Source organism: Pseudomonas sp. Seg1 (assembly GCF_018326005.1).
GTDB lineage: Bacteria > Pseudomonadota > Gammaproteobacteria > Pseudomonadales > Pseudomonadaceae > Aquipseudomonas.
Map to the genome: position 1 here is coordinate 288,169 of NZ_AP021903.1, position 14,158 is coordinate 302,326.

Consider the following 14,158-nt stretch of genomic DNA (forward strand, 5'->3'; position numbering starts at 1 on the left):
CTGTGGGAGCTGGCTTGCCAGCGATGCTTTTAGCGGCGGAACGAAGATCCAGTGTGCTGCTCGGGCAAATGTGCCTCGCCGTGAAACAGTTTTTCCCGCAGGCTGCCCGTGTCATACGCAGTCTTGTACGACTCGCGCCGCTGCAACTCCGGAATCACCAGCTCAATGAAATCCACATAGCTTTCCGGGGTGACGATGCGCGTCAGGTTGAAGCCGTCCAGACCGGTTTCAGCGATCCACGATTCCAGCTCGTCCGCCACGTGCTCAGGCGAGCCGACCACGGTGATGTAACGGCCACCGAGGGCGTGCTGGTCGAGCAATTTGCGCCGGGTCCAGTCGTTGTTTTGCAGATTCTTGGTGGCGGACTGGATGGCGTTGCTCTTGACGTACTGGATCGGTTCGTCGATTTCGTACTGGGAAAAGTCGATGCCGGTGGACGCCGAGAAATGCGCCACGCCTGCCTCGGCACTGCCGTAGCTCAGGTACTCGGCGTGCTTGGCCCACGCAGCTTCTTCGGTTTCGCCGACGATCACATTCAGACCCATGAACACCTTGATGTCCTCGGGATTGCGCCCGGCTTCGACGGCGCTGGCACGCACCTTGTCCACTTGCACCTTGGTCGACGGTTTGTTCTGGCCGCTGATGAACACGCACTCGGCGTGGCGCCCGGCGAACAGCAAACCGCGATCGGAACTGCCAGCCTGAAACAGCACCGGCGTGCGTTGCGGCGACGGTTCGCAGAGGTGATAACCCTCGACCTGATAGAACTCGCCCTTGTGCTCGACCTTGTGCACTTTCTCCGGTTGCGCATAGATCCGCTGCTCACGGTCATTGAGCACCGCGCCGTTTTCCCAACTGCCTTCCCAGAGTTTGTAGAGCACTTCCAGGTACTCGTCGGCCTGGTCGTAGCGACGGTCATGCTCGACCTGCTCGCGCAGGCCCATGGCTTTGGCGGCGCTGTCCAGATAGCCGGTGACGATGTTCCAGCCCACCCTGCCACGGCTCAAATGATCGAGGGTCGACATGCGCCGGGCGAACAGATAGGGCGGTTCGTAAGTGAGGTTGGCGGTCAGGCCGAAACCGAGATTTTTCGTCACCGCAGCCATCGCCGACACCAGCAGCAGCGGATCGTTGACCGGCAACTGGATCGACTCTTTCAGCGTGACATCCACTGAGTTCTGATAGACGTCGTACACGCCGACGATGTCGGCGATGAACAAGCCGTCGAACAGTCCGCGCTCCAGCAATTGCGCCAGTTCGGTCCAGTATTCAATCGTGTTGTAACGGGTGGATGTGTCACGCGGATGCGTCCACAGACCATGGTTGATGTGGCCGATGCAGTTCATGTTGAACGCATTGAGCAGGATCTTTTTCTTCGCCATCAGATGGTCCCCCGCAGTGGCGGGTTTTCATCGTTGAGGTAGTAATTGCCGACCGCGTGATACTTCCAGCGCACCGGGTCGTGCAGGGTATGCACGCGGGCGTTGCGCCAGTGACGGTCGAGGCCGTGCTCGATCAGGGTGGCCTGGCTGCCGGCCAGTTCGAACAGCGTGCTGCTGGCGGCCAGGGAGATTTCGGTGCTGATCGCCCGCGCTTCGGCGACGGCAATCGAGGCGGCAGCGACGGTTTCGGCAGTGGTTTCGGCCTGAGCTTTGTCGAGAAATTCGCCGGAGCGTTCCAGCAATGCCTCGGTGGCATGCAGGCGAATGCTCAAGTGGCCGAAGCTCTTGAGCGTCAGCGGATCTTCGGTGGCTTTGTCGTTGCCGGAATCGATCCACGGCCGGGTTTTGCTGCGCACGAAGTGCAGCGCATCTTCGTAAGCGGCGCGGGCGATGCCGGTGTCGATGGCGGCGTGAAGAATCTGTGCCAGCGGGCCAACGGTGGTTGGACGTTCGAAGGCGCTCTGGAATGCAATCACATCTTCGGCGGCAACGTAGACGTCTTCAAAGACCACCGAACCACTGCCGGTGGTGCGCTGGCCGAAGCCGCTCCAGTCATCGATCACGCTCAGGCCTTTGCTCTCGCGCGGGACGAAGGCCAGATGCTGCACACCGTTTTCATCGACCACCGAAGTCGGAATGCGCTGCGCATAAATCGCACCGGTCGCATAAAACTTGCGTCCGTTGATGCGGTAGCCGTCGCCGTCACGCTTGAGGCTGGTGACACGGTCGTGGGCGGTTTTGGTGCCCAACTCAGCGAGGGCGTTGCCGAAGCGTTGGCCGGCCAGTACCTCGGCGTACAGGCGTTGTTTTTGCTCGTGGCTGCCGTTCACCCGCAACACTTCGAGGGCATAGAAATGGTTCTGCGGAATCTGCCCGAGAGAGCCGTCAGCCTGAGCGATCAGGGCGATGACTTTGGCCAGGGTCACGTTGGATACGCCGGCGCCGCCGTATTCTTTCGGCACGCTGATGCCCCACAGGCCCGAGCGGGAAAACACGTCGAGTTCCGGCAGCGGCAGGCGACGTTCACGGTCGCGAATGGCGCTGTCGCGTTTGAAATCTTCGGCCAGGTCGCTGGCGACGATCAGGGCTTGCTCATCGCTGGTGATGACCGCGACGGGATGGGAAAAGGTCATAGGTTTTCTCCAGATGTCTGGTCGTCAGATCCAGGAATGGCGAGCCGGCAAAGTGCCGTTGAGGCGATAGGCGCCGACCGCGTGATACTTCCAGCGCACCGGGTCGTGCAGGGTGTGCACGCGGGCATTACGCCAGTGACGGTCGAGGTTGAATTCGGCGAGCGTCGCGCGGCTGCCGGCCAGTTCGAACAGTTTTTCGCTGGCCAGCAGCGAGATCTCGGTGGTCAGCACTTTCGCTTCGGCCACGGCAATCGAGGCGCGGGCGGCGGAGTCGGCGGTGAGCGGCGCGGCGTGGACCTGATCGAGCACTTGCCCGGCCTTGCGCAGCAGCGCTTCGGCGGCGTGCAGTTCGATTTTCAACTTGCCGATGTCGGCGATCACGTAGAGGTCATCGCTGGCGCGTTCGACCTTGGCGTCGATCCACGGCCGGGCGCGGGTCTTGACGAATTCGATAGCGTCGTCGATGGCGCCACGGGCGATACCGGCATCGATGGCGGCCTGAATCAGTTGCGACACCGCGCCTTGGGTATTCGGCTTCTCGTTGATCTTCCAGTTATCGACCACCAGGCTCGACTCGACCCGCACGTTGTTCAGCAGAATCGTGCCGCTGGCGGTGGTGCGCTGACCGAAGCCCGACCAGTCATCAACGATGCGCAAACCCAATGTGCCGCGACGGACGAAAGCCAGCACTTGCTTGCCTTCATCGTTGAGCGCTTTGACCGCGACCCAGTGCGCGAACAGTGCGCCGGTGGAGTAGAACTTCTGCCCGTTGATCACGTAGTCATCGCCGTCGGCGGTGATTCGCGCTTTCAGTTCCAGGGTGTTTTTGGTGCCGCGTTCAGGGCCGGCATTGCCGATGCGCCAGCCTTCCAGAACGCTCTGGAACAACTGCTTTTTCTGTTCTTCAGTGGCGCTGCCGAGCACCAGATTGATGATGCCGAACTGGTTCTGCGGGATCTGACCAAGTGCCGGATCTGCTGCGGAAATGATCGCGAACACCTCGGCCAAGGTAACGAACGAAACTTGCGGGCCACCGTATTCGCGCGGAATGGCGATGCTGCCTAAACCGCTGCGGGTGAACTGTTCGATTTCCGACCACGGCAGCTTGCGCTGGCGGTCGCGTTTGGCGGCCTGCACGCGGGCGACTTGCGCCAGCTCATGGGCGGCCTTGATGGCTTGGGCGTCGTTGCGCAAGACCTGCGCGGGCAACAACAACGGGGCGATGTCCAGATCAGACTGGATGGTTGCATCTGCCAGACTGGACATCAGTGCCGCTCCTTGGCTGCACGCAATGCCCTGGCGATCTGCACTGGGGTGATTGTGTTCCGGACCATACTACCTACCTCACATCTCATGAAAAACGCCGCAAAAGTGCGGCGAACGAAAGAATGTCCGGTGGTCCGGTTCATATACCCTAAGCGTGTATTAATTTTAAATAAACTAACTTTTAGGAATATGTATAGAAGGGGTGGTGGTCTGGATGGTTAAGAATTCCAAGGGCGATGGAGATGTTGAGGTGAGTCAGTATTGTGGTGAGGGGACTTATCCCCGATGGGGCGCGTAGCGTCCCCAGAAAACAGGACTGCTGCGCAGTCCGTCGGGGATAAATCCCCTCACCACAGAAGCTCATTTGCCACAGAAAGGGTATTCACTCTTTGTACGATTCAGCGGCTTTGAGCGCCGGCTTCAGCGGCACCTTCAAGTAAGGATTCACACAGCCGATCTTCAATGCCCTTGGCGGTGCCCAGCGAGAGTTATTGCCGACCCGGTCGAGGATGCAATACGTCACGTCCAGGCGCAGATCCTCGCCTGCTTCGACAATCACTGATGGCGGCACCCAGACCTGAATCGGCAGTTCGACATCTGCTGCCGTGATCGGCGCCAGATCCATGCGTACGTCGCCCCAACGCAAGGTGATGGCGTCGCCTTCAGCCATGTTCAGGTAGGGCTCGATAGTCAGTGGCACACCGCGTTTGATCTGGTTCGGGTTCACCCCCTGACGGTGAATCGTTTCGGGAATCGTCACTGGCGCCAGTTGCTGGTTTTCGTCACCGCACAGAGCTGACGGCAGGCCGCCGGGGCATTCGAGCTTGACCTCCACCCGCGTTGCCGCCGACAGCGCTGCGCCCTGACCGACTTGCATCACCCGGTAGTGGATGCGCGCAGTGCCGCTGGCAATGAAACTCTCCGGCACCCGCAGGCTGACCGACGCACCGACGTCCTCGGGTGTGAGCACACGTGAGGCGACATAGCATTTGTTCCAGAACAGTTCGATCAGGTCGCCGCCATCCATGTCGGGGTAGGGCAGCACGTTGACCAACAGGTGTCCGGCGTCGGCCAGATTGATGGCGGTTTTTTGCGCTGGCGCCAGGGTCGGCGCTGCGAGTTCGGGGGTATGCGAAGTGCGGGTCATCGATTTCTCTCCTTGAAGCCTTGCAGCGAAGTCCGTTTCTGGAAGAACAAAAGGCGTGTATCAATCAGCAATAAAGTTATGAACTTGTGCTCGTGTTTAATGCTTATTGATTTGGATTAAGTAACGCCCGTTGGCGACTAGATAAGAGTGTGGGGAGAGGGGTGTCAATAGACCGTGTTAGTTAATCCGTAAATTACCGGCTAATCAGAAAGTTCCTACGATGCCGAGGCCATATGCCTAGGTTGTATGGCGAATTGAGCCACGCATCTCAGGGCTTTTCGCTGGTTTTTCCGCGAAGTTATTTGCTACCCAGTCACCCGGCCAGCAACGTCCATCAGAAATGTGTTATCTGTTGCAGAACATATATGGGTTCGGTGCGGTGGATGTTTATTTGTGTATGTTTATAAGAGAGGGGAGGCGGGATAAAGATAACTTCCGTCCGTGGAAGTTGGGGTTTGGTACGTTGAAAGTTCTCAGGCGTGATTCAGAAACTTGCTGAGGAATTGTTTGGTGCGTTCTTCTTTCGGGTTGGCAAACAGCGCTTTGGCTTCGCCTTGTTCAACAATCACACCCTTGTCGAAAAACACCACGCGGTTGGCCACGTCGCGGGCGAAACCCATTTCGTGGGTGACGATCACCATGGTGCGTTTCTCCTCGGCGAGGCCGCGGATGGTCGCCAGTACTTCACCCACCAGTTCCGGATCGAGGGCCGAGGTTGGCTCGTCGAAGAGGATCACTTCCGGCTCCATCGCCAGCGCCCGGGCAATCGCCACGCGCTGTTGCTGACCGCCGGACAGACGACGCGGATAGGCGTCTTCCTTGCCGGCGAGACCGACCTTGGCCATCAGCTTCTTGCCCAGGGCAATCGCTGCGTCACGCGGCATCTTCTTGACCACGATCGGGCCTTCGATGACGTTTTCCAGGGCGGTGCGATGGGGGAACAGGTTGAAGTTCTGAAACACGAAGCCCACGTGCTGGCGCAGATTGCGCACCAGACTTTGCTGCTGATTCAGCGGGCGGCTGGTATCGATCTCGATATCGCCGACCTTGATCCGGCCGCTGGTGGGTTGCTCAAGGAAATTCAGGCAGCGCAGGAACGTCGTTTTCCCCGAACCGCTGGGGCCGATGATCGCGACCACTTCGCCTTCCTTGACCTCGAGGTCGATGCCGTTGAGCACGACTTGACCCTTGAATTGCTTGGTCAGTTTTTCCACGACAATCATCGCGTCAGGACTCCTGGTCGTGCCGATTGACCCGCTCTTCCAACTTGTTCTGGAAGTGCGAAAGCACCGTGGCCAGAATCCAGTAGATCAGCGCGGCGGCAAGATACATGGTGAAGACTTCGAAAGTCCGGGCGGTAATCAACTGCGCCTGACGGAACAGCTCCGGCACCTGAATGGTGGCGGCCAGTGCCGTGTCCTTGACCAGTGAAATGAAGCTGTTGCCCAGCGGCGGCAACGCCGTGCGCATCGCTTGCGGCAGGATGGCCCGGCGCAGCGTTTGCGCGCGGGTCATGCCGATGCTCGCGGCAGCTTCCCATTGACCGCGCTCGATCGAACCGATCGCGGCACGGAGGATTTCACAGGCGTAGGCGGCCATGTTCAGCGAGAAGCCGATCAGCGCCGCTGGCAGCGGATCGAGTTCCAGACCCAGTTGCGGCAAGCCGTAATAGATCACGAACAGCTGCACGAGCAACGGCGTGCCGCGAAAGAACGACACGTAGATGCGCGCCAGCCAACTGACCGACTTGAAGCGCGACAGGCGCATCAGTGCCAGGCCGAAGCCCAGCAACAGACCGAAGAACATGCCGCCGAGGCTGAGGACTACCGTGTAATACGCGCCCTTGAGCAGAAAGGGCGCTGAGTCCAGTGCGAGTTGGAAAGCTTCTTCCATTATTTAGTGACGTCAGCGTTGAAGTACTTCGTCGACAGCTTCGCCAGGGTGCCGTCGGCACGCAGTTCGTCGAGGGCCTTGTTCACGGCGGCCAGCAGTTCAGGCTCGCCTTTGCGCAGGGCAATACCGGATTCCTGACGGGAGAAGGCTTCACCGGCGGCGACGGTTTTCGGCGCTTTCTTGGCGTACTCAAGTGCGGCCAGACGATCGATCAGAATGGCATCGGTACGGCCATTGTTCAGGTCGGCGAACTTGGTCGGATCATCATCGTAGGTACGCACGTCAGCGCCCGGCACGTTGGCGCGGACCCACTGTTCGTAGTTGGTGCCCAGGCCTACACCGACTTTCTTGCCGGACAGGTCATTGGCGGTCTTGATGTTCAGCGCGGCTTCCTTGCTCTTCAGCACCAGCGCCTGAATCCCGGAAACGGTGTACGGTTCGGAGAAGTCGTACTTCTTCTTGCGCTCGTCGGAGATGGTCACCTGGTTGACGACGACGTCCAGACGCTTGGATTCCAGCGCCGCGAGGATGCCGTCCCACTTGGTTGGCTGAATCTTGGCTTTGACGCCGAGTTTTTGCGCCAGCGCTTCGGAGAGTTCGACTTCGAAACCGGACAGCTTGCCATCGGCATCGACGAAGCTGAACGGTGGGTAGGTGCCTTCCAGGCCGACGTTGATGACGCCTTTGTCCTTGATCTGTTGCAGCTGCTCACCGGCCACTGCCTGGCTGATCAGACCGGCGCTCAGTGCCAGGCCCAGCGAACCTACCAGCAGATTGCGACGTAGTGCGGAAAAATTCATGACAAGCCCCTGTGTTTTCTTATGGAAGACGCTTAAGGAAAGTTTGGCGAATCCGGGAGTTCGACGACAGCGCTATCCTGCCTTAAAGCAGCTTATGCGTCTCCCGCGAATTCCGCCTGCGGCGAGACTATAAGATGCCTGCTTTAGACTTGAAAATACTAAATTTTCGATCCTTTAGTATTATTTGGAATATGTCGCTGATCCATTGTGGTGAGGGGATTTATCCCCGACCTGCTGCGTAGCAGTCGTAAAACCATTCACATACGCCGGCAGTGGAATAAAAAGGGTGCCGCTTCGCGACCCATCGGGGCCGTGCGACGTTTCGCTAAATCCCCCTCGCCACAGGAGTCTCCGCAATCGGGAGGATTAACTTGTCAGCGAATCCTTGTACGCAAACAACGCCGGCGCGCCACCGGTGTGCAGGAAGATGATCGGACCTTCTTCGAAACGCCCGCGACCAATCCCGTCCAGCAACCCGGCCATGGCCTTGCCGGTATAGACCGGATCAAGCAGCACCGCGTCCTGACTCGCCAGCAGTTTCACCGCTGCCAACGTTCCGGCATTCGGCTCGCCATAACGTGGGCCGAAGTATTCGTCCCACAGTTCGACTTTGAAGCTTTCCGGCAGCGCGACGCCGAGCAGATCCGCCGTGCGTTCGGCCAGGCCCTGAACCTTCGGCCGCTGATCTTCTTCACTGCGCGACACGGTCACGCCGATCACCGGCAGTTGCGGCAGCGCTTCGCTTAGCGCCAGCGCGAGGCCGCTGTGTGTTCCGGCGCTGCCCGAGGCCAGCACCACGGCGGCGAAGTCGAGGCCGGTGTCCTTGATCTGCTCGGCGAGTTCAAGGCCAGCGCGCACGTAACCCAGCGCGCCGAGCGCGTTGGAGCCACCGATCGGTACCAGATACGGCTTCTTGCCGTTGCTGCGCAGGCGCACCGCGAGGGCGGCCAGTTGTTCATCGGCGTTATCGAGGTTGTCGACCAGTTCGACCTTGGTGTCGAACAGATCCAGCAAAAGCCGATTGCCGTTGCCGGTGTAATTGCTGTCGTCGGTGCCCAGCGGATTTTCCAACAGCGCGACGCAGCCCAGGCCGAGTTTGGCGGCGAGCGCGGCGGTCTGGCGCACGTGGTTCGATTGCAGCGCGCCAGCGGTGATCAGCGTGTCGGCACCTTGGGCAAGCGCATCGGCGGCGAGGTATTCGAGTTTGCGCAGCTTGTTGCCGCCCATGGCCAGCGGCGTCAGGTCATCGCGTTTGATGTAAACGTCACGGCCGAGCCAGGTGGACAGACGCTCAAGTTTTTCCAGAGGTGTCGGTTGGCCGAGCAGGTCGAGGCGGTTAAAGCGGGCAAGCTGTTGTTTGATCGGTTGTGTGGACATGGTTCCGTACTGGCGGAGGAAGATGGAAGGACTATAGGCACGCGCTTTTGCAGGGGCAACCGCGAATCGCTTATAGCCAAATGGACTGAGTCCAGCACTATCGGTTCTTAATTCGCCCTCGCAGGCATGCCGTAAAGTGGTCGCCGTTGACGCGGCCAGACAGTCCGGCCGCTCGTGAGGAGTCTTTACCGTGAGCGAACGTTCCAGCCATTGGCAATTGCAGACCATCGTCAGCCAACTGCGCGGCGCGCGGGATCAGTGGCGTGCACAAAATGGCCGGGCTTCCGGCGAGCAGGGTGGCCGCGAGTTGCCCTCGCGGGCGGCGATGGCGGAGATTCTCGAAGCGCTGTGCGGTGCGTTGTTTCCGATGCGCCTGGGGCCGGTGGATCTGCGCGAAGAGAGTGAGGACTTTTACGTCGGCCATACCCTCGACGTGGCGTTGAATGCGTTGCTGGCACAGACTCGGCTGGAGCTGCGGTATGTCGCCCGGCACAGTGCGCAGGCCGACACCGAAGTCGAGGCCCGCGCAATCCAGATCGTTCAGGATTTTGCCCTCGCCTTGCCGGGCTTGCGCACGCTGCTCGATACCGACGTGCTGGCGGCCTATCACGGTGATCCAGCGGCGCGCAGTGTCGATGAAGTGTTGCTGTGCTACCCGGGGATTCTGGCGGTGATTCACCATCGTCTGGCGCACCATTTGTACCGCGCAGGGCTGCCGTTGCTGGCGCGGATCAGCGCGGAAATTGCGCACTCGGCCACCGGCATCGACATCCATCCGGGCGCGCAGATCGGCCGTAGCTTCTTTATCGATCATGGTACGGGTGTGGTGATTGGCGAAACCGCGATCATCGGTGAGCGGGTGCGGATTTATCAGGCCGTGACCCTGGGCGCCAAGCGCTTCCCGGCGGATGAAGACGGGCAGTTGCAGAAGGGCCATCCGCGCCACCCGATTGTCGAGGATGACGTGGTGATTTATGCCGGGGCGACGATTCTCGGGCGGATCACCATTGGCAAGGGTTCGACCATTGGCGGCAACGTCTGGCTGACCAGGAGTGTGCCGGCGGGGTGCAATCTGACCCAGGCCAATTTGCAGCATGATGACGGGACGCAGAAGTAGGTTTCTGAATCTGCGTTGCAGTATCAGGCCTCATCGCGAGCAGGCTCGCTCCCACAGTGGAACGCATTCCAAGGTGGGAGCGAGCCTGCTCGCGAATGTTTTAAGGTTGTATCGAGATAATGGCCTTCCGCCAATTCTCCAGTGAACGATTCGCCCCAAACCCACGTCATACCCCTCCTTGAGCTAGCGTAGGAAAACTACCGCCTAGCCGTACGATTAGTCCTTGCGACCCCATCCATGTTTAACTTGAACGTTCATTCAAGTTAAACCGGTGGTTCGCTGCCCGCTCACAACAGGAGGCTTGCCTTTGCTGAGTCCGATCATTTCAGCCACGTTTCAAACCCTCGAGGTGCACGTTTCATGAGTGCATCGTCTACCCCCGCCAGCGGTCTGGTGCGCATGAATCCGCCGGTGTTCTACTTCGCCGCGACGGTCATTCTGTTATTTGGTCTCGTTGTCATCGCCATGCCGGAACAGGCCGGAGCCTGGCTGCTGGAAGCGCAAAACTGGGCGGCCAACACGGTCGGCTGGTACTACATGCTCGCGATGACCCTGTATCTGGTCTTCGTGGTGGTCACCGCGTTATCCGGCTACGGCAAGATAAAACTCGGTGCCGACCACGACGAGCCCGAATTCAGTTACCTGTCCTGGGCCGGCATGCTGTTCGCCGCCGGGATCAGCATCACGCTGTTTTTCTTCTGCGTCTCTGAACCGTTGACCCACATGCTCCAGCCGCCACAGGGCGAGGCGGGCACGGCGGACGCGGCGCGCCAGGCGATGCAGATTCTGTTTCTGCATTGGGGCCTGCATGGCTGGGGCGTTTTTGCCTTCGTCGGCATGGCGCTCGCCTACTTCGCTTACCGGCACAACCTGCCGCTGGCCCTGCGTTCGGCGTTGTATCCGCTGATCGGCAAGCGCATCAACGGCCCCATCGGCTACGCGGTGGACGGCTTCGGCATCATCGCCACGGTGTTTGGTCTGGGTGCCGACATGGGTTTTGGTGTGTTGCACCTCAACTCGGGCCTGGACTACCTGTTCGGCATCGCTCACACCCAGTGGATTCAGGTCGGCCTGATCACGCTGATGATGGGCGCGGCGATCATCGTTGCCGTGTCTGGCGTCGATAAAGGTGTGAGAGTGATGTCCGACATCAACATGCTGCTGGCCTGTGCGCTGCTGCTGTTCGTGTTGTTTGCCGGGCCCACCCAGCACTTGCTCAACACACTTATCCAGAACCTCGGCGACTACCTCGGCGCCTTGCCGATGAAGAGTTTCGACCTCTATGCCTACGACAAACCGAGCGACTGGCTCGGCGGCTGGACCGTGTTTTATTGGGCCTGGTGGATCGCATGGTCGCCGTTCGTGGGCCTGTTCATCGCACGGATTTCCCGTGGTCGGACCATCCGTGAATTCGTTTTCGGCGTGCTGTTGATCCCGCTCGGTTTCACCCTGGCGTGGATGTCGATCTTCGGCAACAGCGCCCTCGATCAGGTGCTCAATCACGGCATGAGCGCCCTCGGCATGTCGGCCATCGACAACCCGTCGATGAGCATTTACCTGCTGCTGGAAACCTACCCGTGGAGCAAAACCGTCATCGCTGTGACGGTGTTCATCAGCTTCGTCTTCTTCGTCACCTCTGCCGACTCCGGCACTGTGGTGCTCTCGACATTGTCGGCCAAGGGCGGCAATCCGGACGAAGACGGGCCGAAATGGCTGCGGGTGTTCTGGGGCGCGATGACCGCGCTGATCACCAGCGCGCTGCTGTTCTCCGGCAGCATCGATGCGCTGAAATCGGCGGTGGTGCTGACCTCGCTGCCGTTCTCGCTGATTCTGCTGCTGATGATGTGGGGTCTGCACAAGGCGTTCTACCTGGAATCGCAGAAGCAGATTGCGCAACTGCATTCGCTGGCGCCGGTGTCCGGTGCGCGGCGCGGTACAGGTGGCTGGCGCCAGCGCCTGAGCCAGGCCGTGCACTTCCCGTCGCGAGACGAGGTGTACCGTTTCATGGACACCACCGTGCGCCCGGCAATCGAAGAAGTGACGGCGGTGTTCGTCGAGAAAGGCCTGAACGTGGTCACTCAGCCGGATCCGTCGCATGACAACGTCAGCCTGGAAATCGGCCATGGCGAGCAGCATCCGTTCATCTATCAAGTGCAGATGCGCGGCTACTTCACGCCGTCATTCGCGCGGGGCGGGATGGGCTCCAAACAGCTCAACAATCGCCGCTACTACCGCGCCGAAGTGCATTTGAGCGAGGGCAGTCAGGACTACGATCTGGTCGGCTACACCAAGGAACAGATCATCAACGACATCCTCGACCAGTACGAACGGCACATGCAGTTCCTGCACCTGGTGCGTTGATCTACGGCTGGGCGCCGGGCCGTTTACGACTCGGCGCTCAGCACCATGAACAACACCAGCGCCGCCAGCGGCATGCCGAATACAGCACTGCCGATCGCGATTTCCGACCCCAGCGACTGGCCGGCATGCACCACCCCCACCGCGCCATTGATCACCGTCAACGCCAGCCACAGCGCGGCGAAGCCGTAGGCCATGGTTTGACGGCTGAAGCCGATGCGCTCGCCGATGTAGAGCATCAGGGCCAGAAGGACCAGGCCGAAGAAGATGATGATCGCGGTGTGCATGGGTGTGCCTGCGGCATATGCAGTGTTTGGTCGGACGCCTTCGCGGGCAAGCCCGCTCCCACAGGGTTTGGCGTCGTTCACAATGGTTTTATTCAACGCAGAAACCTGTGGAGTGGGCTTGCTTGCGAAGGGGCCACCTCTGTGTCCTTTAGAGCATAGCCAAACTAGCCAACCCCGTATTCGTCAGGTGCTCTCGCGCTCGATGACCTGGCACTGCAGCAGATTAAGTCGTTGCACCTCCTCGGTCGGCAGCACGCCAAGGCTTTCCAGCACCCGTGTCGCGGCCAGTACGCCGATCTCCAGTGCCGGGGGTTTGATGGTGCTGAGGCTTGGCAAAAGCATCTCGGCAAACGGGTAATCGCCGAAGCCGAGGACGGCGCAGTCTTCAGGGATCTTGATGCCTGCGCGTTGCCCGGCGAGCAGGCCGCCGGCGGCGAGGTTGTCGTTGGCGAAGATGATCGCGTCGGGGCGTGGTGAGCTATTCATCAGCGCTTCCATGGCTTGTTTGCCAGCTTCGAAAGGGGCGCGGTCGGCGTCCGGGGCGAACACCCAGGGTTCAAGTCCAAATGCTCGGACAGTCGCGGCATAACCGTCGCGGCGTTCCAGCGCACTGAAGTCTCCGGGTGCGCTGTTCTGCACGAAAGCGATACGCCGATAGCCTTTGTCGTGCAGATAGCGAGCGGCGCTGACACCGACTTCAAAATGCGAAAAACCGATCTGCATCGGCCCGCGATCCGGCTGGTAATCCCATGTTTCGATCACCGGAACATCGGCCTCGGCAATCATCTTTTCGGTGCCCGCACTGTGGAAGTGACTGGTCAGCACCAACGCTGCCGGTGACCAGCCGAGAAACGCGCGCACCGCGTTTTCTTCCTGCTCGGCGCTGAAGTAACTCGAGGCCAGGAGCAGCTGATAGCCATTGCGACTGAGAGTGTCACTGAAGCCCTGAATGGTATTGGCGAAGATTGGCCCGGAGATGTTCGGGATTACCATTCCAACGATTTTCCCTCGCGCTGAGGCCAGACCGCCGGCCACCAGATTCGGCACGTAACCCAGTTCTGCGACCACCGCCGCAATGCGTTCACGGCGTTCGGGCGAGACTTGCTCTGGCTGATTGAAATAACGCGATACGGTAATCGCCGACACGCCGGCCTGTCGTGCCACCGCGTTAAGGGTTACACGACCGGCGCCACGGCGTTTGCGGGGCTTCTCTTCGCTCAAGGTTCGATCCTTCTTAAAAACCAAAACGCATATAAAAGTAATTTTTCAGTATTGGACGGTCTATGTACGGCTTGCAGATACTGGCGATGGTAGCGCTAACAAAGCGCATTGTCTGCT

12 protein-coding genes are annotated in these 14,158 nt (G+C 59.9%); 2 read left to right on the plus strand and 10 right to left on the minus strand.

The features are described 5' to 3' along the window. Positions 1-29 precede the first annotated feature (29 nt). From KI231_RS01210 to KI231_RS01245, 8 genes are all read right to left on the minus strand, one after another. Entirely contained in the window at positions 30-1,382 is a 1,353-nt protein-coding gene (locus KI231_RS01210; protein WP_213027220.1) for an LLM class flavin-dependent oxidoreductase, read from the minus strand. Further along, a complete protein-coding gene (locus KI231_RS01215) occupies positions 1,382-2,575 on the minus strand; it encodes an SfnB family sulfur acquisition oxidoreductase (RefSeq protein WP_213027221.1) in 1,194 nt (397 codons plus the stop codon). Before KI231_RS01215 ends, KI231_RS01210 begins: the two co-directional genes overlap by 1 nt. Before the next feature lie 24 nt (positions 2,576-2,599). Further along, positions 2,600-3,841, minus strand: coding sequence for an SfnB family sulfur acquisition oxidoreductase (locus KI231_RS01220; protein WP_213027222.1), 1,242 nt, complete (start codon positions 3,839-3,841; stop codon positions 2,600-2,602). A 382-nt stretch (positions 3,842-4,223) separates the two neighbouring features. Continuing rightward, positions 4,224-4,988, minus strand: coding sequence for a hypothetical protein (locus KI231_RS01225; RefSeq protein ID WP_213027223.1), 765 nt, complete (start codon positions 4,986-4,988; stop codon positions 4,224-4,226). Between the two features lie 473 nt (positions 4,989-5,461). Next, the gene (gene tcyN, locus KI231_RS01230) at positions 5,462-6,211 is read right to left on the minus strand and encodes an L-cystine ABC transporter ATP-binding protein TcyN (protein ID WP_213027224.1); all 750 of its coding nucleotides are present in this window, start codon (positions 6,209-6,211) and stop codon (positions 5,462-5,464) included. A gap of 4 nt (positions 6,212-6,215) precedes the next feature. Further along, positions 6,216-6,881, minus strand: a complete 666-nt coding sequence (gene tcyL / locus KI231_RS01235; RefSeq protein WP_007918741.1) for a cystine ABC transporter permease — start codon at positions 6,879-6,881, stop codon at positions 6,216-6,218. Further along, the gene (gene tcyJ / locus KI231_RS01240) at positions 6,881-7,681 is read right to left on the minus strand and encodes a cystine ABC transporter substrate-binding protein (protein ID WP_103304120.1); all 801 of its coding nucleotides are present in this window, start codon (positions 7,679-7,681) and stop codon (positions 6,881-6,883) included. The genes tcyL and tcyJ overlap by 1 nt, the downstream gene beginning before the upstream one ends. A gap of 366 nt (positions 7,682-8,047) precedes the next feature. Beyond that, on the minus strand, positions 8,048-9,058 hold the full coding sequence (locus tag KI231_RS01245; RefSeq protein ID WP_103304121.1) for a D-cysteine desulfhydrase: 1,011 nt from the start codon (positions 9,056-9,058) through the stop codon (positions 8,048-8,050). 190 nt (positions 9,059-9,248) lie between these two features. On the opposite strand from KI231_RS01245, the gene epsC reads away from it, so the two are divergent. Together epsC and betT are read left to right on the plus strand one after the other, a co-directional pair. Next, a complete protein-coding gene (gene epsC, locus KI231_RS01250) occupies positions 9,249-10,175 on the plus strand; it encodes a serine O-acetyltransferase EpsC (RefSeq protein WP_103304122.1) in 927 nt (308 codons plus the stop codon). A 399-nt stretch (positions 10,176-10,574) separates the two neighbouring features. Next, on the plus strand, positions 10,575-12,536 hold the full coding sequence (gene betT, locus KI231_RS01255) for a choline transporter BetT (RefSeq protein ID WP_213028727.1): 1,962 nt from the start codon (positions 10,575-10,577) through the stop codon (positions 12,534-12,536). Between the two features lie 23 nt (positions 12,537-12,559). On the opposite strand, the gene KI231_RS01260 is transcribed toward betT, so the two are convergent. After that, positions 12,560-12,820 carry a hypothetical protein gene (locus tag KI231_RS01260; RefSeq protein WP_213027225.1) on the minus strand — a complete coding sequence of 87 codons (261 nt, stop codon included), beginning with the start codon at positions 12,818-12,820 and terminating at the stop codon, positions 12,560-12,562. 183 nt (positions 12,821-13,003) lie between these two features. Beyond that, entirely contained in the window at positions 13,004-14,041 is a 1,038-nt protein-coding gene (locus tag KI231_RS01265; RefSeq protein ID WP_213027226.1) for a LacI family DNA-binding transcriptional regulator, read from the minus strand. Between the last annotated feature and the right edge of the window lie 117 nt (positions 14,042-14,158).